Raw genomic sequence first — 20729 nt, forward strand, 5'->3', positions numbered from 1 at the left:
AGCGCGGGTGAGGATGGGGTCATGGGATTCCATGTCGACTCCGAGACCGGGCGGCTGCGCCAGGTCATACTGCACAGGCCCGATCTGGAGCTGAAGCGCCTCACGCCCAGCAACAAGGACGCGCTGCTGTTCGATGACGTCCTGTGGGTCCGCCGTGCCCGCCAGGAGCATGACGGGTTCGCCGACGTGCTGCGTGACCGCGGGGTGGAGGTGCATCTCTTCGGCGACCTGCTGCGCGAGTCGCTGGAGATCCCGGAGGCCAGGAAGCTCGTCCTGGACCGGGTCTTCAACGAGAAGGAGTACGGTCCGCTCGCCACGGATCACCTCCGCGCGGTCTTCGACGAGCTGCCCTCGGCCGACCTGGTGGAGGCGCTGGTGGGCGGCATGACCAAACGGGAGTTCCTCGCAGGTCATCCCGAGCCGACCTCCGTCCGCTTCCATGTGATGGACCTGGACGACTTTCTCCTCGGCCCGCTGCCCAACCACCTCTTCACCCGCGACACCTCCGCCTGGATATACGACGGCGTCTCGATCAATGCCATGCGCTGGCCCGCGCGGCAGCGCGAGACGGTCCACTTCGAGGCGATCTACAAGCACCACCCGCTCTTCACCAGTCCGCAGGCGGGGGAGTTCCACCACTGGTCGGAGGGGCAGGACGACTATCCCTCGACCATCGAGGGCGGTGACGTCCTGGTGATCGGCAACGGTGCGGTGCTGATCGGAATGAGCGAGCGCACCACCCCGCAGGCCGTGGAGATGCTGGCACGCGGGATGTTCGCGGCCGGTTCCGCGCGGACCATCGTGGCGCTCGACATGCCCAAGCGGCGAGCCCTGATGCATCTCGACACCGTGATGACGATGGTCGACCGCGACGTCTTCACCCAGTACGCGGGGCTGGGGATGCTCCGCTCGTACACCATCGAACCGGCCGAGGGCAGGCAGGCGCTGAAGGTCACCGACCATCCGCCGGAGCACATGCACAGCGCGATCGCGGCTGCGCTCGGTCTGAAGGAGATCCGGGTGCTCACGGCGACGCAGGACGTGCACGCGGCGGAGCGCGAGCAGTGGGACGACGGCTGCAATGTCCTCGCCGTTGAGCCGGGTGTCGTCGTCGCGTACGAGCGGAATGTCACGACGAACACCCATCTGCGCAAGCAGGGCATCGAGGTGATCGAGATCCCCGGCAGCGAACTGGGCCGGGGCCGGGGAGGCCCTCGCTGTATGAGCTGTCCCTTCGAGCGCGACGCCGTCTAGCCGGCCGGGACTGCCCGGCCGGACCGTCTGTATAGCAATGCAGGAGTGCGTATATACTTCCACGGTCCCCGCATTCGTGACCCAGGAGCAGCAGCCACCATGGCGATACATCTCGAAGGCCGCCACTTCCTCAAGGAGCTGGACTTCACCGCCGAAGAGTTCCGCGGCCTGATCGATCTGGCCGCGGAGCTGAAGGCTGCCAAGCGGGCGGGAGCCGAGGTTCAGCGGCTGCGGGGCAGGAACATCGCGCTGATCTTCGAGAAGACCTCCACCCGCACCCGCTGCGCCTTCGAGGTCGCGGCCGCCGACCAGGGCGCCGCGACGACGTATCTCGACCCCGTCGGCTCGCAGATCGCACACAAGGAGTCCGTGAAGGACACCGCGCGCGTACTCGGCCGGATGTACGACGCCATCGAGTACCGCGGGCACGGCCAGGGCGTGGTGGAGGAGCTCGCCGTGCACGCCGGTGTCCCCGTCTACAACGGGCTCACCGACGAATGGCACCCCACCCAGATGCTCGCCGACGCGCTGACGATGACCGAGCACACCGACAAGCCGCTGGACCAGGTCGCGTACGCCTATCTCGGCGACGCCCGCTACAACATGGGCAACTCCTACCTGGTCACCGGCGCGCTGCTGGGCATGGACGTGCGGATCGTCGCCCCCCGGCTGCTGTGGCCCGACGACACGATCGTGGATCTGGCGCGCGGGCTGGCCAAGGCGTCCGGTGGCAGCGTCACGCTGACCGAGGACGTCACCGAGGGCGTGCGCGGTGCGGACTTCGTCGCCACCGACGTATGGGTCTCGATGGGGGAGCCGAAGGAGGTGTGGGACGAGCGGATCGCGCTGCTCGGCCCGTACGCCGTGACCATGGACGTGCTGCGCGGCACCGGCAACGCGAACGTGAAGTTCATGCACTGTCTCCCCGCCTTCCACGACCTGGGAACCAAGATCGGCCGCGAGATCTATGAGAGGCACGGTCTGACCGAGCTCGAAGTCACTGACGAGGTCTTCGAGTCGGAGCACTCCGTCGTCTTCGACGAGGCGGAGAACCGGATGCACACGATCAAGGCGATCATGGTGGCCACGCTCGGCCGGACGGGACCTGGCTAGGGGGCCGTCAGCCCCGCGACGGGAGGGTGAACCAGACCGCCTTGCCCGCGTCGGTGGCTCGGTGCCCGCAGGCCGAGCTCAGCGCGCGTATCAACAGCAGCCCCCGGCCGTGCTCCTGCAGGGCGTCGGGCTCGGGCGCGGGTGCGTGCCGGGACAGATGGCCCGGCGGGACCGGGTCCCCGTCGTGGACCTCCACCTGGCAGCCCGTCGGGAGCAGCTCCACCACCAGCTGGATGGGGCTCCCACCGCGCGTGTGCTCCACCGCGTTGGCGACGAGCTCCGCCGTGAGCAGCTCGGCCGTGTCGCGGTCCGCCGACGCCTCGATGTCCGCCAGCGCCGTACGCACCAGGGCGCGGGCGATGGGCACGGCGGCCGCGGAGTGCGGCAGGGCGACGCGCCAGGAGGCGGGGCCGGAGGCTTCGAGCAAGGCGGGCAGTTCCCTTCGACGGGGAGAGGTCCGGATTCCAACCCTAGAGAGGCATGGGGGCGAAGCAGGGGCCCGGGCCCGTCTTGGACAGGACCTGTGCCACGGCTGATACGAGACCTTTGTCTCGGTACAAACCGGCTACAAAGCTCGTATCGCGTAGTCGTGACGGGAGTCACGTAAGAGTGATAACTTCGGAAGGGCGGGCAGCAGCAGACCGCCCGCCTGAAGGAGGCCACACTTCATGAGCCCCTTTTCCGGCTCCGCGCAGCGCACCGAGCGCTGGCGCCATCTGCGGCTCAGCACGCACGACGGCGTCGCGACCGTCACCCTCGCCCGCCCCGAGAAGCTCAATGCCCTCACCTTCGGCGCCTACGCCGACCTGCGTGATCTGCTCGCCGAGCTGTCACGGGAGCGGTCCGTACGGGCGCTGGTGCTGGGCGGCGAAGGGCGCGGGTTCTGCTCCGGCGGCGACGTCGACGAGATCATCGGCGCGACCCTTTCCATGGACACCGCCCAGCTCCTCGACTTCAACCGAATGACCGGTCAGGTCGTACGCGCGCTGCGCGAGTGCCCCTTCCCGGTGATCGCGGCGGTCCACGGCATCGCGGCGGGCGCGGGGGCGGTACTGGCGCTGGCCGCGGACTTCCGCATCGCGGACCCGTCTGCGCGTTTCGCCTTCCTGTTCACCAAGGTGGGCCTCTCGGGCGGCGACATGGGGGCGGCGTATCTGCTGCCGAGGGTCGTCGGCCTCGGCCACGCCACGCGACTGCTGATGCTCGGCGAACCGGTCCGCGCTCCCGAGGCCGAACGGATCGGCCTGATCAGCGAGTTGACGGAAGAGGGCCAGGCGGACGCGCGGTCGGCCGAGCTGGCCCGCCACCTCGCGCAGGGCCCGGCCCTGGCCTACGCCCAGACCAAGGCCCTGCTCACCTCCGAGCTCGACATGCCGCTCGCGGCCTCGGTGGAACTGGACGCGGCGACGCAGGCGCTGCTGATGAACGGCGAGGACTACGCGGAGTTCCACGCGGCGTTCACGGAAAAGCGCGCCCCGAAGTGGCGGGGGCGCTGACCATGCCGCGCCGCCCGTCCCGCGGCTCCGCCCCGGACCCCGCGCCTCAAGCGCCGGCGGGGCTGGAGAATCCAGCCCGTCCGGCGATGGAGGAAACTCCCCCTGCGCCCGGGGGCGCCATCTCAGCCCGTCCGGCGTTTGAGGACACGGCCGAAGGCCGTACGGGGTCCGGGGCGGAGCCCCACGTCGGGAAGGGGCGGGGCGGGGAGAGGCCCGCCGCAGGTGCCGCGCCCCGTCAGCAGGGACAAGCCCACCCCCTCCGCGTCGCCGTCATCGGCGGCGGCCCCGGCGGTCTGTACGCCGCCGCCCTGCTCAAGCGCCTCGACCCCGACCGCGAGATCACCGTCTGGGAGCGCGGCGCCCCCGACGACACCTTTGGCTTCGGCGTCGTCCTCTCCGACGAGACCCTCGGCGGGATCGAGCACGCCGACCCCGTCATCTACCGCGCGCTCCAGGACGAGTTCGTCCGCTGGGACGACATCGACATCGTCCACCGCGGCCGCACCCTCACCTCCGGCGGCCACGGCTTCGCCGCCCTCGGCCGGCGCCGGCTTCTGCAGATCCTCCACGACCGCTGCGCCGGTCTCGGCGTACACCTCCGCTTCCGCACCCCCGCCCCGCCCGCCGCCGAACTCGCCACCACCCACGACCTGGTCATCGCCGCGGACGGCGTGAACAGCCTCACCCGCGAGGCGCACGCCGACGCCTTCGCCCCCCACATCACCACCCACCGCTGCCGCTACATCTGGCTCGCCGCGGACTTCGCCTTCGACGCCTTCCGTTTCGAGGTCGCCGAGACCGAGCACGGCGCGATGCAGCTGCACGGCTACCCCTTCTCGCCCGACGCCAGCACCGTCATCGTCGAAATGCGTGAGGAGGTCTGGCGGGCGGCCGGTCTCGACCGCTGCGACGAGCAGGAGTCCATCGACCGGTGCGCCAAGATCTTCGCCGACGCGCTCGACGGCCGGCCGCTGCACGGCAACAACTCCGCCTGGATCGCGTTCCGTACGGTCGTCAACGACCACTGGTCCCACGGCAATACGGTGCTGCTGGGCGACGCCGCCCACACGGCCCACTTCTCCATCGGCTCCGGCACCAAGCTCGCCGTCGAGGACGCCCTCGCGCTCGCCGCCTGCATCGAGGAGCAGCCCGACCTCCCCGCCGCCCTCGCCGCGTACGAGAGCGAGCGCCGCCCCGTCGTCGAGTCCACGCAGCGCGCGGCCGCCGCCAGCCTGCGCTGGTTCGAGGAGCTCGGCACGTATCTCGACCAGCCGGCCCGGCAGTTCGCGTTCAATCTGCTCACCCGCAGCCGCCGCGTCACCCATGACAATCTCCGGCTGCGCGACCCGGCGTTCACCGACGCAGTCGAGCACGACTTCGGCTCCCCGCCCGCCACCCCGCCGATGTTCACGCCCCTCACGCTGCGCGGGCTGACCCTGCGCAACCGCGTGGTCGTCTCGCCCATGGACATGTACTCCGCCAAGGACGGCGTCCCCGGCGACTTCCACCTCGTCCACCTGGGCGCGCGGGGCCTCGGCGGGGCGGGCCTGGTGATGACCGAGATGGTGTGCGTGAGCGCACAGGGCCGTATCACCCCCGGCTGCACGGGCCTCTACACCCCCGAGCAGGGCGCCGCCTGGCGCCGGGTCACCGACTTCGTGCACCTCCACGCACCCGGCACCGCGATCGGCGTCCAGCTCGGGCACTCCGGCCGCAAGGGCTCCACCAAGCTCATGTGGGAGGGCATTGACGAGCCGCTCGACGAGGGGAACTGGCCTCTCGTCGCGGCCTCACCGCTTTCCTACCGTCCCGGCGTGAACCAGGTCCCCCAGGCGCTGGACCGCGACGGACTCGCCGAGATACGAGAGCAGTTCGCCGACGCGACCCGGCGCGCGGACGAGTGCGGTTTCGACCTGCTCGAACTCCACTGCGCCCACGGCTACCTCCTCTCCGGCTTCCTCTCCCCGCTCACCAATCAGCGCACCGACGCCTACGGCGGCTCCCTGCAGAACCGTCTTCGCTTCCCCCTCGAAGTCTTCGACGCCATGCGCGCGGTCTGGCCCGACGACCGGCCCATGACCATCCGTATCTCCGCCACCGACTGGGCGCGGGGCGGCAACACCGCCGAGGACGCCGTCGAGATCGCCCGCGCGTTCGCCGCCCACGGCGCCGACGCGATCGACGTCTCCACGGGACAGGTCGTGTCCGACGAACAGCCGGAGTACGGCCGCTCGTACCAGACCCCGTACGCCGACCGGATCCGCAACACGCTCGGCATTCCCGTCATCGCAGTCGGCGCCATCTCCTCCTGGGACGACGTCAACTCGCTCCTGCTGGCGGGCCGCGCCGACCTCTGCGCGCTGGCCAGGCCGCACCTCTACGATCCGCACTGGACCCTGCACGCGGCCGCCGAACAGGACTACAAGGGACCGGGAGCGATCTGGCCCGACCAGTACGCGGCAGGCAGTCGCAGGCCCCCGACCGGCCGGACGGACGCGCCCAAGCCCCGGCTCACCCTGAGCTGAGCGCTCACGCCTGCACGAACGCCGCTCCCGCGTCCCGCAGCAGCGCGTGCAGCCGGGCGAAGACCTCCGCCGACCGTCCCCCCGGCCAGCCCTGCGGCAGCAGTTCGGCCGGCAGCCCCGGATCGATGTACGGCAGCCGCCGCCAGGAGTCCAGCGCCGGAAGATAGTCGCGGTACGCCTCCATGGGGGGCAGCTCGCCGCGCGCCTCCCACGCCCGCAGTCTCGGCTCGTGCAGATCGAGGAACTCCTCGTGCTCCTTGGCGATCGCACCCAGGTCCCACCAGCGGGCCACCGCCTCCGCCGTCGCCGCGAAGCCGAGATGCTCGCCGCGGAACAGCTCGACGTACGGGTCGAGTTGGAGTCGGCGCAGGGTGTGCCGCGCCTCCTCGTACAGCCGCGCGGGCGCGATCCACACGCCCGGTGCTGCCGAGCCGAAGCCGAGCCGCCCGAGCCTTGAGCGCAGCAGATGGCGCTTGTGGCGTTCGGCCTCGGGCACCGAGAAGACCGCGAGCACCCAGCCCTCGGACAGCAGGGGCGATTGGCGGGCGTAGATCCGCCGGTCGCCGTCGTCGAGCAGCTGGCGGGCGTCGTCCGACAGGGCGTACCCGGCCGCGTCGTCCTCGGTGCGTTCGGGGACCAGTAGTCCGCGGCGTTTGAGCCGGGAGACCGATGAGCGCACGGACGGGGCGTCGACGCCGAGAACCGCCAGCAGACGGATGAGTTCGGCCACAGGGAGGGGGCCCGGCCGCTCGCGTCCGTACGCGCCGTACAGGGAGACGATCAGGGAACGGGGAGTGTGCTGCTCGGCCACGTGATCACTTTAGAGCCCGCAGGCGGAAGCGCTGCAGCTTGCCGGTGGGCGTGCGGGGCAGCGCATCCAGGAAGACGATCTCGCGCGGACACTTGTACGGGGTCAGCTGCCGCTTGACCGCGTCGGTGAGCGCCTCCACAGTCTCCTCGCCTCTCGGGACGCCTTCCCGCAGGACGACATACGCGACCACGATCTGTCCGCGCAGGTCGTCCTCGCGGCCGATCACCGCGGCCTCCGCCACGTCCGGATGCCGCAGCAGCGCCTCCTCCACCTCGGGCCCGGCGATGTTGTACCCGGCCGAAATGATCATGTCGTCGGCGCGGGCGACGTAGCGGAAATAGCCGTCGGGTTCACGCACGTACGTGTCACCGGTGAGATTCCAGCCCTCGTGCACATACACCAGCTGGCGCGGGTCGTTCAGATAGCGGCAGCCCACCGGGCCGCGCACGGCGAGCAGTCCCGGCTCGCCGTCCGGAACCGGAACCCCGGAGCGGTCCACGACGCGAGCCTGCCAGCCCGGTACCGGTATCCCGGTGGTTCCGGGTCTGATCGCGTCGTCCGCCGCCGAGATGAAGATGTGCAGCAGCTCGGTCGCGCCGATGCCGTTGATGATGCGCAGCCCGGTCCGCTCCTGCCAGGCCTGCCAGGTGGCCGCGGGCAGATTCTCGCCGGCCGACACGCACCGCCGCAGTGAGCCGGTGTCGTACTCGTCGATGCGCTCCAGCATCACGCGGTACGCCGTCGGCGCGGTGAACAGCACCGACACCCGGTGGGCCTCGATCGCGGGCAACAGCCGGTCCGGGCCCGCCTGTTCGAGCAGCAGCGCCGACGCCCCCGCCCGCATCGGAAAGATCACCAGCCCGCCGAGCCCGAACGTGAAGCCGAGCGGCGGGCTGCCCGCGAAGACGTCGTCGGGCTCCGGCCGCAGCACCTGCGCGGAGAAGGTGTCCGCGACGGCCAGTACATCGCGGTGGAAGTGCATACAGCCCTTGGGCCGCCCGGTCGTGCCGGAGGTGAAGGCGATCAGCGCGACATCGTCGGCCGCGGTCCGCACCGCCTCGTAGGGCTCGGGGGGCCCGGCGGCGGCCAGTCGCAGCAGATCGTCGGGCCCGTCGCCGCCGTACGCCGTGATGCTCAGCCCCGGCACCTCGGCCTTGGCCAGGTCGTCGAGGGAGCGGATGTCGCACAGGGCGTGGCTGACGGCGGCGATCTCGCACACCGTGGCCAGTTCCTTGGCCCGCTGCTGGGCCAGCACGGTGACGGCCACCGCGCCCGCCTTCAGCACCGCCAGCCAGCAGGCGGCGAGCCAGGGCGTGGTCGGGCCGCGCAGCAGGACGCGGTTGCCCGGGACGACGCCCAGGCCGGAGGTGAGGACATGCGCGATCCGGTCGACCTGGTCCCGCAGCTCTCCGTAGGTCCAGACCTCGCCGCCGCCGGTCCGGAAGACGGGCCGGTCGGCGCCGAAGCGCTCGATCGTACGGTCCAGCAGTTCGGCTCCGCAGTTGAGCCGCTGTGGATAGTGCAGCGCGGGCAGATCGAAGAGAAGTTCCGGCCACTGCCCGGGCGGCGGGAGGTGGTCGCGCGCAAAGGTGTCGCGGTGGGCCGAGGGTGACAGTTCCATGGTTCGCCCCCTTCTCGTGGTGGGGTCGCGAATCGAGCGTATCGTGAAGGTGACGACAGTCAACAGTCCGCGATACCGTGCTTTCCCGGGGCCCACCCCGGATCCCCGGGCCGCATGAAATGGGGGCACGAATGCCCGTATTCTCGCTCGATCCGGAACAAACCGCCCGATGTGCTCAGCTGCGCACGCTGGCCGCCGAGCAGTTGCGCCCGATCGCCGACAAGGGGGAACCGGGCCACGTCAATCGCCCCTTGGTGGCCGCCCTCGGTGAACTGGGGCTCCTGGGCCGGCTGTTCGGAGCCGGGGCGCTGGAACTGTGCCTGCTGCGCGAATCCCTCGCCCACGGATGCACGGAGGCCGAAACCGCCCTCGCCCTCCAGGGCCTGGGCAGCTACCCCATCGTCCAGGCGGGCACCGCGGCCCAGCAGGAGCGATGGCTCCCCGACGTGATCATCGGGCGCGCCGTGGCCGCCTTCGCGCTCAGCGAGCCGGACGCGGGCTCGGACGCGGCGGCCCTCGCTCTCAGGGCCGAGCCGGATCGTGGGGGATGGCGCCTGAGCGGCGAGAAGCGCTGGATCTCCAACGCGCCCGAGGCCGACTTCTACACCGTCTTCGCCCGTACGACCGAGGGCGCCGGAGCACGCGGCGTGACGGCGTTCCTCGTCCCCGCCGACCGGCCGGGGCTGACCGGAACCGCCCTGGAGATGCTCTCGCCGCACCCCATCGGCGCGCTGACCTTCGCCGATGTGCCCGTGACCAGGGACGATGTCCTCGGTGACGTGGACGGTGGCTTCCGTGTCGCGATGAACACCCTGAACCTCTTCCGGCCCAGCGTCGGCGCCTTCGCCGTCGGTATGGCCCAGGCTGCCCTGGACGCGGCCATCGACCACACCGCCCACCGCACGGCCTTCGGCGGCCCGCTCAAGGACCTCCAGTCCGTCGCCCACCAGGTCGCCGAGATGGCCACCCGCACCGAGGCAGCGCGGCTCCTGGTCTACGCGGCGGCCGCGGCGTACGACGAAAGGGCCGCAGACGTGCCGAAACGGTCCGCGATGGCGAAACTGCTCGCGACGGAGACCGCGCAGTACGTCGTGGACGCGGCCGTCCAGCTGCACGGCGCCCGCGGGCTCCAGCGCGGTCATCTGCTGGAACATCTGTACCGGGAGGTCCGCGCGCCCCGGATCTACGAGGGCGCGACCGAGGTCCAGCGCACGATCATCGCCAAGGAGCTGTACGCATGAGCGCCAAGGAGCCGCACGCATGAGCCTGCACCGTCACAATCCGGCCGAGCTCTCGCCCCCCACCGGCTTCTCGCACGCCATCACGGCCACCGGCTCGCGGCTGGTGTTCCTGGCGGGGCAGACCGCGCTGGACCCCGGCGGCAAGATCGTAGGGGAGACGCTGCCCGAGCAGTTCGAGACGGCCCTGGCGAATCTGCTCACCGCACTCGCGGCCGCCGGCGGCGCCCCGCAGGACCTCGCCCGTGTCACGGTCTACGCCACCGATGTCGCCGGCTATCGCGCCCACGCCCCTGAACTGGGCCGTATCTGGCGGCGGTTGGCGGGCCGCGACTATCCCGCGATGGCGGTGATCGGAGTGGACCGGCTCTGGGACGAGGAGGCCATGGTGGAACTGGACGGCACGGCGGTGCTGCCCTGACCAAACTCTGGCGGGCCGCCATCCCCTCTACATAACATCGTTATGACCCAGGGAGAGGCCATGCCGGAGATCGAGCTCAGCGCGGGGACGATCACCTACGAGGACAGCGGAGGCACGGGCCCCGTCGTCGTCCTGCTGCACGGGCTCGTCCATGACGCGACGGTCTGGCGCAAGGTCGTCGCCGACCTGCGGCGCGACCACCGCTGCATCGCCCCGACCCTCCCGTACGGCGCCCACCGCACCCCCATGCGCCCGGGCGTCCCCCTGAGCCCCGACACCGTCAACGAGCTGATCGCGGAGTTCCTGGACCGCCTGGACCTGCGCGACGTCACCCTGGTCGAGAGCGACTGCGGCCGCGCCCAGACCGTCGCGGCCCGTCACCCCGACCGGCTCGCCCGGCTGGTGCTGATCTCCTGCGAAGCCTTCGACAACTACCCGCCGGGAGCGCCCGGAAAGATGATCTCGTTCGTCTGCAAGGTGCCCGGCGGCATCGCGCTGACCGCCCGGATCCTCGGGCTGAAACCGCTGCGCCGGCTGCCCATCGGCTTCGGCGCGCTCACCAAGCGTCCCGTACCCGACGAGATCATCGACAACTGGCTGCGTCCACTGCTGACCGACAAAGCGATCAGGGCCGACTTCAAGCGCTACAACGCGGGCCTGCGCAAGACCGAACTTCTCGAGGCGGCCGAGGGGCTGCGGAAGTTCGACCGGCCCGCGCTGGTGGTCTGGGCCACGGAGGACCGGATGATGCCGCGCGAACACGGCAGGCGGCTCGCCGAACTGCTGCCCGAGGGGCGGCTGCTGGAGATCGAGGACAGCTGCACGCTCATCGCCGAGGACCGGCCCGACGCGCTCACCGAGGCACTGCGCGCCTTCGTCGCGGAGCCCTCCGGCGGCGGATCTTGATCGACTGGTGGCGGGCTCGCCGTAGGTTTACCGTTCATTAGTGGACGGAACCGTCTACAGACCCTCGTGTGAGGGCTCGATGCGCCATGACGACCCCGCAGCCGGTACCCACATCGCAGATCGCCGCCTCGAACAAGATGAGCGGCGGCGATGTGATCGCACTCCTCGTCATCGCCTCCTGTCAGTTGATGGTGGTCCTCGACATCACCATCGTGAACATCGCGCTCCCGCACATCCAGAGCTCGCTGGACTTCTCCACCACGAGCCTGTCCTGGGTGGTCAACGCCTACACGCTCACGTTCGGCGGCCTGTTGCTCCTCGGCGGCCGTATGGGCGACATCCTCGGTCGACGCAGGGTCTTCATCTTCGGAGTGCTGCTGTTCGCACTCGCCTCGTTGCTCGGTGGCCTCTCCCAGAACTCCGGTCAGCTGCTGGCCTCGCGCGCCCTGCAGGGCGTCGGCGGCGCCATCGCATCGCCGACCGCGCTCGCGCTGATCACCACCACCTTCACCGAAGGCCCGAAACGCAACCGGGCGTTCGGTGTTTTCGCGGCCGTCTCCGCGGGCGGCGCCGCGATCGGCCTGCTGGCGGGCGGCATCCTCGTCGAATGGCTCGACTGGCGCTGGGTGTTCTTCGTCAATGTGCCCATCGCCCTGCTCATCGCTCTGGCAACTCCCCGCCACATCAAGGAGTCCGAACGCCATCCGGGCCACTTCGACCTGGCGGGTGCGTTCACTTCGACCCTCGGCATGGTGGCGCTGGTCTATGGCTTCATCCGGGCTGCCCAGGAAGGCTGGCGCGATCCGTGGACGATCGCGTCGTTCTGCGCCGCGGTGGTGCTTCTCACTTCGTTCATTCTGATAGAGCGCCGGTCCAAACAGCCGATCACGCCCCTGCACATGTTCGCCGACCGTAACCGGTCGGGCACGTATGGAATCATGCTCAGCATTGCTGCCGCGATCTTCGGCATGTTCTTCTTCCTCACGCTCTTCGTGCAGAACGTGCTCGACTTCAGCCCGTTGCAGGCTGGTCTCGCCTTCCTGCCCGTGAGCGCGGTCGTCGCGGTGGGCGCGGGCTTCGCCTCCCAACTCCTGCCGAAATTGGGCCCGAAGCCCTTCATGGTGACCGGTTCGATCCTGTGCGCGGTGGGTCTGTCCTGGCTGACCCTGACCGATATCAACTCCACGTATCTGGGCAGCATCCTGGGACCGATAGTGGTCTTCGGCTTCGGCATGGGCCTGAACTTCGTCTCGCTGACGCTGATGGCCGTCTCCGGCGTGCCCACGCACGAGACGGGCGCGGCGTCCGGCATGCTCAACGCGACCCAGCAGGTGGGCGGTTCGCTGGGTCTGTCCATCCTGGTCACGGTGTACGGCACGGCCAGCCGCAACGAGGCCGACGACCAGGTGCCGAGCTTCCTCGCCCAGGCGACCCCGGTGGAAAAGCTGCAATTCCAGCGCACCGGCCAGCTCCCGCCGCCCTTCAGCGACGAGGTCCTCACCTCGGGAGTCTCCGCCGCGTTCGTCGCGGCCGCCATCTTCACCGTCGTCGCGGCCGTGGTCGCCGTCCTGGCCATCCAGGTCCGCCCCTCCGACCTGGCACGCCTCCAGGGCGGTGTCACTCCCGGCCGGCCCTGAACCCCTCCCGCCATCCGGCCCGCATCCTCGCCCGGGTGCGGGCCCGGACCTGTGATGCGCGGGGACGAGGGGCGCATAAGACTTGAGGACAGCGCCCGTGCGGGAGGAGGTGATCGTGTGCGTGCCGACTCGCCGGACGGACGCGGGGACGCGTCCTCGCAGCCTCGGGCCTCGGTGGGGCTCGCCGTCCTCGGCACGGACATGAGATATCTCTTCGCGGACCCGGTCTACTGCCGTGTCTCGGGCGAAATACGCGCAGGGCTTGAAGGCAGGGCCGTCAGCCCCCGGGCCGAGCTGAGCGTCGGCCCGGCGGCGCTCGTCGCCGCCGTCCTGGCCGACGGGTGCCCCCGTACGCATGTGACGCCCGTCAGCCGCTGCACCTGGCAGCAGCTGACCATCCGCGGGGAGGTGGCCGGTCTGGTGGGCCTGGTCGTCGAGAGCCTCACTTCGGCCGACCGGCTGCACATCGCGGACGCCGCCGACCGGATCGGGACGACGCTCGACGAGAGAACCACCTGTCTGGAGGTAGTGAGCTTTCTCGGTTCGGGACTGGCCGACGCGGCCGCTGTGGACCTGCTGCCGCGGGAGACGCGGCCCGGCGGCGGGCCGGGCGTGGAGCGGGCCGCCGTGGCGGGTCATGCCGAGCTGCTGCCCCCGTACGCGCCTCGTGCCGTACTCCGCGGCCGGACAGCCCTCGACGAAGGCCGGCTCGCGATACCCCTCAGCATCCACGACCATGTCCTGGGCGCCGTCCTCATCGCCCGGGCGTCCGGCACCTTCACCGACCGCGACCTGCTGATCGCCCGGTCGGCGGCCCACCGGGCCGCGGTGGCCATCGAACACGCCCGCCTCTTCGGCCAGGCGCAACGCACCGCGGTCGAACTCCAACGGGCCCTGCTGACCGACCCCGGACTGCCGCACCCGAACCTCCAGCTGGCCACGCGCTACCTCCCCGCCGGCTCGGGCGACCTCGTGGGCGGGGACTGGTTCGAGACCGTACGCCTGCACTTCGGGCGCACGCTGCTGGTGATGGGCGATGTGATGGGCCACGGGGTGGAGGCGGCGGTCGACATGAACAGCTACCGCTCGGCCCTGCGCGACGTGGCGGCCGCCGACCTCCCGCCGCACCGGGTCCTGCGCCGCCTGGACATGGACATCTCCGACGCCTCCACCCGCCGCCCCGCCACCTGCCTGCTCGCCCGGGTGGACCCGGCGCGCATGCTCGCGTCCTTCTCCAGCGCGGGCCATCTGCCGCCCGTCGTCTTCAGCCACGAAGGCGTGGCCCACCTGGTCAATGTCCCGGTCGGACCACCGCTGGGGACGGGTGTGGGCGGCTACGAACTCGTCTCGCGCACCTTCGACCCCGGTGACACCCTGCTCCTGTTCACCGACGGCCTCGTCGAACGCCGCAGCGAGGACATCGACACCTCCCTCGCCCGCCTGGCCCATGTCCGCCCCGACCCGGGAGGCACACTCGACGACCTGGTCGACGAGGTCCTTCACGAACTCGACGCCGCGCACGCGGAGGACGACGTCGCGGTCATGGCGGCGCGCATCCGCCGCAAGGCGGCGCCGGACGACGAGTGATTGAACCTCCGGCCGATGCCGACCGACTGGGCAAGAAGTTCGGCCCTGGCGCCGACGAAAGGTCGGTGGTGCCAGGGCCGAGTAGGTCAAGAGTCGTACCTCATGTCGTACTGTGAGCCGCTTTCGTCGTCCCAACAGCGCAGACCCGATCGGCGAGCAGCAGCGCCAGTGGGCCGCCCTGCAGCAGGAACTGCCCCTCGGACGCGGCCGCGATCGCGTCCTGCATGGGCGACCACATCAACTTGAAGTTCCGTTCGCTGGGGGTCAACTGCTGGGGTCCGAGCGTGAGACCTTCGGCGAGGTAGAGATGGATCCGGGCCGTGGTGGCCAGCGTGATGGCGTAGGAACCCAGCGCGCGCCACGATTCGGCGGTGATGCCCGCCTCCTCGCGCAGCTCGCGCCGGGCGCATTCCTCCGTGGTCTCGCCCGCTTCGCGCCGGCCACCAGGGAGGAACAGATACTCGCCCCCGTGCTTGGGGAATTGCACTGTCAGCAGCGCGACTGAGCCGCCCGCGTCCCGCGCCACCACGACTGAAGCGTCCCGCATCGGCCCATGGTTTTGTGCGTCGTCCATGGGCCGTGAGCGTAGCGAGTGCTAGACCACCATCGCCGCGAACGGCACGTTCATCACCACGGGGTGGGTGATCCCGCGCCCGTGGTATCCGTCCTCGCCGAAGGCGTCGCCATGGTCGGCGCACATGATGATCAACCAACGGCCCTTTCCGCTCAGCTCGTTCACGAGCCTTCCGAGGTGCTCGTCCGCGTACGCGAGCGCCGCACTCTGCGAGCGCCATGAGTCCTGGCTCTGGTCCTCGTCGAACATGTCCGGCAGTACGGATCCGAGCGGTGTTTCTCGGGAGAAGTACGTGACTCCACCGACGCACACGGTGCGATATCCGTGTAGGGCCAGACCGGCGAGCAGATTGGGAGCGTCGAACACGAAGGTTTCCGCATTGATCTCCTTGAATGCGGGCGGCCTGCACTCCCAGAGCCTCGACGGCTGGTGGGGCTGCGGAAGCTTTGGAAGGAACCCTGAGAAGAAGGCCATGTGAGCCGGCAGAGTGAAGGTGCCCGGTGTACGGCGCTCCTCCCACTGCCCAGCGGGCAGCAGAGCGGCGAGGTGAGGTGTCTGGCCCGCGTGCATGGCCGCTCGGGCGACGTCGTAGCGCAGCGAGTCAAGCGTGACGAACAGGATGCTGGTCCGGGATTGGATGACCTCTGCCGCATTGATCACGACCGCGCCTCCAACCCCGCCACCAGGTCACCACGGTCTTCGACCTGCCCCTTGGCGGCCTCGTTGACTGGGATGGGAACGTGGTCGTCGGCGATCATCTCGCGGATGCGTGAGATCCCCGTCTCCTCCTCCAGCTGGTTCCCGTCCGCGTCGTACAGCCGGATGGAGACAATCACCCTGTCCTCGATCGAAGTTGAGGTCAGGTAGGCGCCGGGGATGCCGCCCAGCTCCTTCATCGCGAGTTTGAGCAGGTCCTCATCGGCCACCCCGAGATCGGAGACGAGGCAGGCCCAGTGCTGGGAATTCATCGCCCCGCTGTGAAACCGGCGGCGGAACTCCTCGGTGGTAGCCCCGCCGTCGTACGACACGACCAGGCGAGACGTGCCGCTCACCGCTACGAAGCAGGCGCCCATCCACCAGGCGACTCCTTCATGAATCTCACCAGGAAACCGGCCGACCGCACCGCCGTGGCGGATGACAGCGTTGGCGTCGATGGGGTTAAGCATTGCGGCCCTCCAGGATGCCGATGATGTGCACGGCCAACTCGTCCGGGCTGTGGTCGTCGGTGTCGAGAACCACAGCGCTCGGGTCGCTCGCGGCTATGGCGTCGAAGTTGGCCAGCAGGCTGGAGAGTCGGCCAGGTACGGCGAACAGATCGGTGTCGTCCTGGCTCGTGTCCGACTTCTGCCGCAGCCGGTCGCGCAGTACCCCTTCCGAGGCCCTCAGATAGAAGGTCCGATCCGGCTGCACGAGGTACGGGCGGAAGGGCGCGAGCATCCCCTCCACCTGGTCCATTGCGACGGCGTTGACGGCGGCGTGGCAGGCGATGACCGAGGACACGTACCGATCCGCCACGACGTGATCGCCGGCTGCCGAGGCCCGTACGAGATCCGACGCATGGAGCAGACCCGAGACGTAGAAGGCGAGCTGAGGCAACGGCCGTAGCAGGCTGTTCACTGCCGCCGAGAGACTCGTCAGCGGCTCTGGAAGGGTGTGCAACGTCGCGGCACCCATCCGCTCGCCGAGAATGGCTGCAAGCGTCGATTTTCCGATTCCTGAGACGCCTTCCAGGACGGCGAACTTCCCTTGCGGCGCCAGTTCCTCGGGTGTATAGGGAAAACGCAGCGGCGTCATAGGGTTCCCTCAGTGAACGACGTGAGATGACCGGCGACAGCAGCGGCCATTGCTTTCGGGTCGGCCAGGAGCGGCCGGATGTCCAGGCGAAGGTCATCGCGAAGCAGGCACGGTTGAACGCCTCCGGCGTGGTCCAGACGCAGAGCCCAGAACCCCTCGACGCATTGCGATCGCAGAGGGCACATGCCGCACTGTCCGACGTGATGGCGGCCGAGGTCGCGGTGGATAACGTCGATCTCGACTCCGTCGACGCAGAACACGCGGCGGCCTTGTCCGACGCCTGCCGCCTCGACGTGCTCCTCGCTGGTCAAGGTTCGCAAGTGGTCGATGACGCCCTGTGCGGAGACCGCCGATGAGTGACGGTCAGCGTTGAAGTCGGTGTCAACCAACTCGATGAACTGCACTGGCAAGCAACCGGCTGAGCGCGAATTCCAGGATGGGCAGGATCTCGTGTTCGTTCTCGCGCTGGAGCAGAGTGTTGAGCTCGACCCGCTCGAAGACCTCACGCGCCGCTTCGATCCCATCCAGCACTGCGTTGATGCCAACACGCGTGTGCGCGATCGCTTGAAGCGACTCGTCCGAGAAGTAGTGAAGTGACACCTTCACTTTGTCCAGGGCAGTAGTGGCGAGCCATTCCTGATGCGTCCGTACCAATGCGCCGTTGGTAATGAGCGTGTACGACACGTCAGGGGCGCGGACGGGTAAGCGAGTGAGCACTTCCCGTGCCAGAGGGGAGGACAGCGGCTCACCCCCGGTGAAGTAGACCCGCTTCAGTCCGGCGTCGATCAACGAGCGCATGACGGATGCGTAGTCGTCGGCGATGAGCTCCTGACGGCGCGGCTGGACGTCGCGGTGCAAGTGCGTGTACGGCGGCGGTACGTCACCCTCGTTGTGGCAGAACCAGCACTTGAAGTTGCAGCGGGGCGTAAGAGAGACCCGAAGCTGTCCGCGTAGCAGCGCGAGGTTCCGCAGCGCTGTCCAGTCCACGGCCGACGGGGTGGGCGGTGCTGATGGCAGAGTCATGTCGTGCCCCTCTCGATCGGCGCAGTGACCGACGGCGACAGGGCAGCGCGGTCCCGCTCTTCCACCTGGCCGAGAAAATGGACGGGGTCAGGGGCGAGCCGGAGTCCTGCCCTGCTGATGATCAAGTCGATGCGTGGCCGTAATCGCGTCCCGACGGGAATCGGCGCAGGTGCGGGCACTTCGAACTCGGCCCACGTCTTCTTGCCTCGGGCAGTCGGCGCCCAGCCGTGGTTGGAGGTGAGGAGATCCACCAGAGTCAGGCCCCGGCCGCCCTCGTCGTCCTCGGTGGCGTAGCGGCGCTCCGGAGGTTTGGGGTTGCTGTCGTGGACGACCAGATGGAGGCGGCCCTCGCCAAGGCGGAGACCAACAGCAATGAATCCGCTCGCGTGCACCACGGCGTTGCTGATCAGTTCCGAGGCCACCAGCTTCACCGCATCGCGTTGATCCGCATCCAGCGCCACTCCCCACAACCCGATCTGTATGACAACCCTGTCGCGAGCGAACGCGACGGCGGAGGGGTCTCCGGGTACGAGAAGGCGGGTGCAAGCGGGTGACCATCAGGAGGACTCCTTGGCAGCGGATTGGAGGGCGGCTCCGTCCGCGGCGGGGGACGGGGGACGGAACCGCCGGTCGGAAGGCCACACGGGCGGCACGCCTGTGGATCGCGCCTCCGAGCGGATGACAACCAGTCAACGAGGGTTTGTGGCCCGGGAGTTAGGAAGAACGCCGTCCATCTCCTTGCGTCCGACCAGAAGATTTGACCTTCTCGATACTCGGCTTCTGGCGCCCCGCGTGACCGGAGGGCTACTTTCGGTTGCATGGGGGACAATCCGATCCTGAGGCGACGTATCGAGGAACTCGGCCTGACCCAGGCTGAGCTGGCTCGTCAGATGAACGCCGAGATCGAGAGGCTGACCGGCCGGTTCGGAAGCGTCTCGGAACGTACGGTGCACAATCTGGTGACAGGCAAGACACGATGGCCGCAGTCCAAAATGAGGGTCGCGCTGGGCGCAGTATTCGGGTGTCAGGCCGAAGAGCTCGGCTTCATCCCGCCGAGCTCCAGGCGCCCGCCTCCGCCCTCGGAGGAGCATGTGAGGCGACGGACTTTTCTCACCTCAGCCACTGGCAGCGCTACATCGGTGGCTCTACCGCGTCGTTCGTCTCGGCTCACGATTGGCTCGTCCGATGTGAACCGCATGCGTTGTCTCGTCGACGGGCTCGCTGCCCGGGACGACGCTGATGGCGGCAGTCAGGCCCTGGAGAACTTGGCCCTCAGGGAGTCGCTGTCCATTCAGGATCTTCTCAACAACGGGACGGCATCGCAGCGTGTCCGCTCGGCGTTGTACGGGCTGGCCGCCGACGCCGCGACGACGGCGGCCTGGGCCGCAATCGATACGCAGGCGAAGGGCCGAGCTGGGCGCCATCTGGACCGGGCGCTCGTCCTGGCCGGCTTCTCCGGCGATGCGTCAGTGGCTCTGCGCGCCTGGCACAACATCTCAATGCTGGCTACCCAACGTGGGCGGCACGCGGATGCACTCGCGGCCACAACAGCGGCCAGAGCGACTCGGATCACCAGGATCGACCCCCTCTACGCTTCGCTCTGCCATGCCCGTACCGCGTCGTGCCACGCTCGTACGGGCGATCGGCAGGCTGCGCTTCGAAGCCTCGGCAACGCTGAAGAGGTCCTGGCCCGAGCTGCGTGGGACACCATGCGGCCAGGTTGGATGCGCTTCTACGATGCGGCCGAACTCGACGGTCTGGCGGCCATCGTCCATCTCCGCCTCGGAGAAGGAGACCTGGCGGAGTATCGCGCCCATCGGACTCTGGCCCGTCTGCGGCCCGAACTCGTCCGCAATCGCACGTACTACACCGCACAACTCGCGCTTGCTCAATTGTGCCAGGGCGATCCTGAGGAGGCGGGAGCGACAGCGAACCGAGTGATCGAGCTCGCCGGAGATTCTCCGTCGTCAGCCCGTGTGCGTACGCTCCTCAAAGACTTCCGCGCCGACCTGACGGCCCGGTACGGCGACACGCGCGCGGCTCGGGACTGGCTGGAGAGCACAGCGGAGTATGGAGGAGGGTGGAAGTGTCTCTGAAGCTGCGCCATGTCCATGCTGAAGGTCTCCCCAATGTCCGGGAGTTGCTCGTGGACCTCTACCTGGAGATCTACGGCGACGAGCGGGACAACCCCTTCTATGCACGGGAACGGATCGAGGAGCGCCTCGACATTCACGCATCGTGCGACGAGTGGAAAGCGGTCATCGGATACAACGACGGCGAGATTGTCGGATACGCCTACGCGGCCCGGCTCCCGTCCGGCTCCGGCTGGTGGAATGGCACCACCCCGGCTCTGCCACCCGAATTCTGCGAGGAAAGCGGGAATCGCACGGTGGCGCTCTTTGAGCTGATGGTGCGGAAGCCCTGGCGCAAGACCGGCGCCGCCCAATGCATCCATGATGATCTGTTGGCCGCTCGCGACGAGGAGCGCGCGACCCTGTTAGTCGATACCGCCCACCCCAAGGCGGTGGCTCTGTACGAGTGTTGGGGCTATGAAGCCATCGGGACCAAGCGGCCCTTCACCGACTCGCCGACGTACGCGGTCATGCTCAAACCCCTGCGCTGAAGCGTGGCGCCGCGCCCTCGGTGAATGGTGCGGGCCTCCCGTGCCCACTTCCCAGATGCCGTAGAAGAGACCGGACAGCCCTGTGACCTGGTGCAATGGACAGGTG

21 protein-coding genes are annotated in these 20729 nt (G+C 69.1%); 12 read left to right on the forward strand and 9 right to left on the reverse strand.

Features of this window, described 5'->3' with window-relative positions; translation table 11 throughout:
• The first annotated feature begins 21 nt into the window (after positions 1-21).
• Both OOK40_RS16895 and argF read left to right on the forward strand, forming a co-directional pair.
• Entirely contained in the window at positions 22-1254 is a 1233-nt protein-coding gene (locus OOK40_RS16895; RefSeq protein ID WP_266481970.1) for an arginine deiminase, read from the forward strand.
• 99 nt (positions 1255-1353) lie between these two features.
• Entirely contained in the window at positions 1354-2367 is a 1014-nt protein-coding gene (gene argF / locus OOK40_RS16900) for an ornithine carbamoyltransferase (protein WP_266481972.1), read from the forward strand.
• A 7-nt stretch (positions 2368-2374) separates the two neighbouring features.
• Here the strand turns inward: argF and OOK40_RS16905 are convergent, their stop codons facing one another.
• A complete protein-coding gene (locus tag OOK40_RS16905) occupies positions 2375-2794 on the reverse strand; it encodes an ATP-binding protein (protein WP_266481974.1) in 420 nt (139 codons plus the stop codon).
• Positions 2795-3035: 241 nt separating this feature from the next.
• Here OOK40_RS16905 and OOK40_RS16910 point away from each other — a divergent pair, with 241 nt between their 5' ends.
• Together OOK40_RS16910 and OOK40_RS16915 are read left to right on the forward strand one after the other, a co-directional pair.
• The gene (locus OOK40_RS16910; protein WP_266481976.1) at positions 3036-3863 is read left to right on the forward strand and encodes an enoyl-CoA hydratase family protein; all 828 of its coding nucleotides are present in this window, start codon (positions 3036-3038) and stop codon (positions 3861-3863) included.
• Positions 3864-3949: 86 nt separating this feature from the next.
• Entirely contained in the window at positions 3950-6388 is a 2439-nt protein-coding gene (locus tag OOK40_RS16915) for a bifunctional salicylyl-CoA 5-hydroxylase/oxidoreductase (RefSeq protein ID WP_266481978.1), read from the forward strand.
• A gap of 4 nt (positions 6389-6392) precedes the next feature.
• Here the strand turns inward: OOK40_RS16915 and OOK40_RS16920 are convergent, their stop codons facing one another.
• Together OOK40_RS16920 and OOK40_RS16925 are read right to left on the reverse strand one after the other, a co-directional pair.
• On the reverse strand, positions 6393-7199 hold the full coding sequence (locus OOK40_RS16920) for a PaaX family transcriptional regulator C-terminal domain-containing protein (protein ID WP_266481982.1): 807 nt from the start codon (positions 7197-7199) through the stop codon (positions 6393-6395).
• Positions 7200-7203: 4 nt separating this feature from the next.
• Complete coding sequence (locus tag OOK40_RS16925; RefSeq protein ID WP_266481984.1) at positions 7204-8820, reverse strand: AMP-binding protein; 1617 nt, start codon at positions 8818-8820, stop codon at positions 7204-7206.
• A gap of 131 nt (positions 8821-8951) precedes the next feature.
• Here OOK40_RS16925 and OOK40_RS16930 point away from each other — a divergent pair, with 131 nt between their 5' ends.
• The 5 genes from OOK40_RS16930 (at position 8952) to OOK40_RS16950 (ending at position 14609) form a co-directional block, all read left to right on the forward strand.
• Positions 8952-10061, forward strand: coding sequence for an acyl-CoA dehydrogenase family protein (locus OOK40_RS16930; RefSeq protein ID WP_266481987.1), 1110 nt, complete (start codon positions 8952-8954; stop codon positions 10059-10061).
• Between the two features lie 19 nt (positions 10062-10080).
• Positions 10081-10479 (forward strand): RidA family protein, encoded by a 399-nt coding sequence (locus tag OOK40_RS16935; protein WP_266481989.1) that lies wholly within the window; start codon positions 10081-10083, stop codon positions 10477-10479.
• Between the two features lie 60 nt (positions 10480-10539).
• A complete protein-coding gene (locus tag OOK40_RS16940) occupies positions 10540-11385 on the forward strand; it encodes an alpha/beta fold hydrolase (RefSeq protein ID WP_266481991.1) in 846 nt (281 codons plus the stop codon).
• A 137-nt stretch (positions 11386-11522) separates the two neighbouring features.
• Entirely contained in the window at positions 11523-13022 is a 1500-nt protein-coding gene (locus OOK40_RS16945) for an MFS transporter (RefSeq protein ID WP_266484381.1), read from the forward strand.
• A gap of 117 nt (positions 13023-13139) precedes the next feature.
• The gene (locus tag OOK40_RS16950) at positions 13140-14609 is read left to right on the forward strand and encodes a PP2C family protein-serine/threonine phosphatase (protein ID WP_266481994.1); all 1470 of its coding nucleotides are present in this window, start codon (positions 13140-13142) and stop codon (positions 14607-14609) included.
• Positions 14610-14709: 100 nt separating this feature from the next.
• Here the strand turns inward: OOK40_RS16950 and OOK40_RS16955 are convergent, their stop codons facing one another.
• Genes OOK40_RS16955 through OOK40_RS16970 form a run of 4 tightly spaced genes read right to left on the reverse strand, consistent with a single transcriptional unit; the run spans position 14710 to position 16977 of the window.
• A complete protein-coding gene (locus OOK40_RS16955) occupies positions 14710-15183 on the reverse strand; it encodes an NUDIX hydrolase (RefSeq protein WP_266481997.1) in 474 nt (157 codons plus the stop codon).
• Between the two features lie 21 nt (positions 15184-15204).
• Entirely contained in the window at positions 15205-15843 is a 639-nt protein-coding gene (locus tag OOK40_RS16960; protein ID WP_266482000.1) for a sulfatase-like hydrolase/transferase, read from the reverse strand.
• The gene (locus OOK40_RS16965; protein ID WP_266482002.1) at positions 15840-16349 is read right to left on the reverse strand and encodes a hypothetical protein; all 510 of its coding nucleotides are present in this window, start codon (positions 16347-16349) and stop codon (positions 15840-15842) included. Before OOK40_RS16965 ends, OOK40_RS16960 begins: the two co-directional genes overlap by 4 nt.
• Positions 16342-16977, reverse strand: coding sequence for a thymidylate kinase (locus tag OOK40_RS16970; protein ID WP_266482004.1), 636 nt, complete (start codon positions 16975-16977; stop codon positions 16342-16344). The genes OOK40_RS16965 and OOK40_RS16970 overlap by 8 nt, the downstream gene beginning before the upstream one ends.
• Before the next feature lie 26 nt (positions 16978-17003).
• Between OOK40_RS16970 and OOK40_RS16975 the strand changes: the two genes are divergently transcribed.
• Positions 17004-17333, forward strand: coding sequence for a hypothetical protein (locus tag OOK40_RS16975; protein ID WP_266482006.1), 330 nt, complete (start codon positions 17004-17006; stop codon positions 17331-17333).
• A 25-nt stretch (positions 17334-17358) separates the two neighbouring features.
• Here OOK40_RS16975 and OOK40_RS16980 read toward each other — a convergent pair whose 3' ends face one another.
• Together OOK40_RS16980 and OOK40_RS16985 are read right to left on the reverse strand one after the other, a co-directional pair.
• A complete protein-coding gene (locus OOK40_RS16980) occupies positions 17359-17964 on the reverse strand; it encodes a radical SAM protein (RefSeq protein WP_266482008.1) in 606 nt (201 codons plus the stop codon).
• Between the two features lie 32 nt (positions 17965-17996).
• Positions 17997-18461 carry an ATP-binding protein gene (locus tag OOK40_RS16985; RefSeq protein WP_266482011.1) on the reverse strand — a complete coding sequence of 155 codons (465 nt, stop codon included), beginning with the start codon at positions 18459-18461 and terminating at the stop codon, positions 17997-17999.
• 357 nt (positions 18462-18818) lie between these two features.
• Here OOK40_RS16985 and OOK40_RS16990 point away from each other — a divergent pair, with 357 nt between their 5' ends.
• Both OOK40_RS16990 and OOK40_RS16995 read left to right on the forward strand, forming a co-directional pair.
• Entirely contained in the window at positions 18819-20096 is a 1278-nt protein-coding gene (locus OOK40_RS16990) for an XRE family transcriptional regulator (protein ID WP_266482013.1), read from the forward strand.
• A complete protein-coding gene (locus tag OOK40_RS16995) occupies positions 20087-20623 on the forward strand; it encodes a GNAT family N-acetyltransferase (RefSeq protein ID WP_266482017.1) in 537 nt (178 codons plus the stop codon). The genes OOK40_RS16990 and OOK40_RS16995 overlap by 10 nt, the downstream gene beginning before the upstream one ends.
• The last annotated feature ends 106 nt before the right edge of the window (positions 20624-20729 follow it).

The sequence above is a fragment of the Streptomyces sp. NBC_01481 genome (assembly GCF_026339995.1).
Classification (GTDB): Bacteria; Actinomycetota; Actinomycetes; order Streptomycetales; family Streptomycetaceae; genus Streptomyces.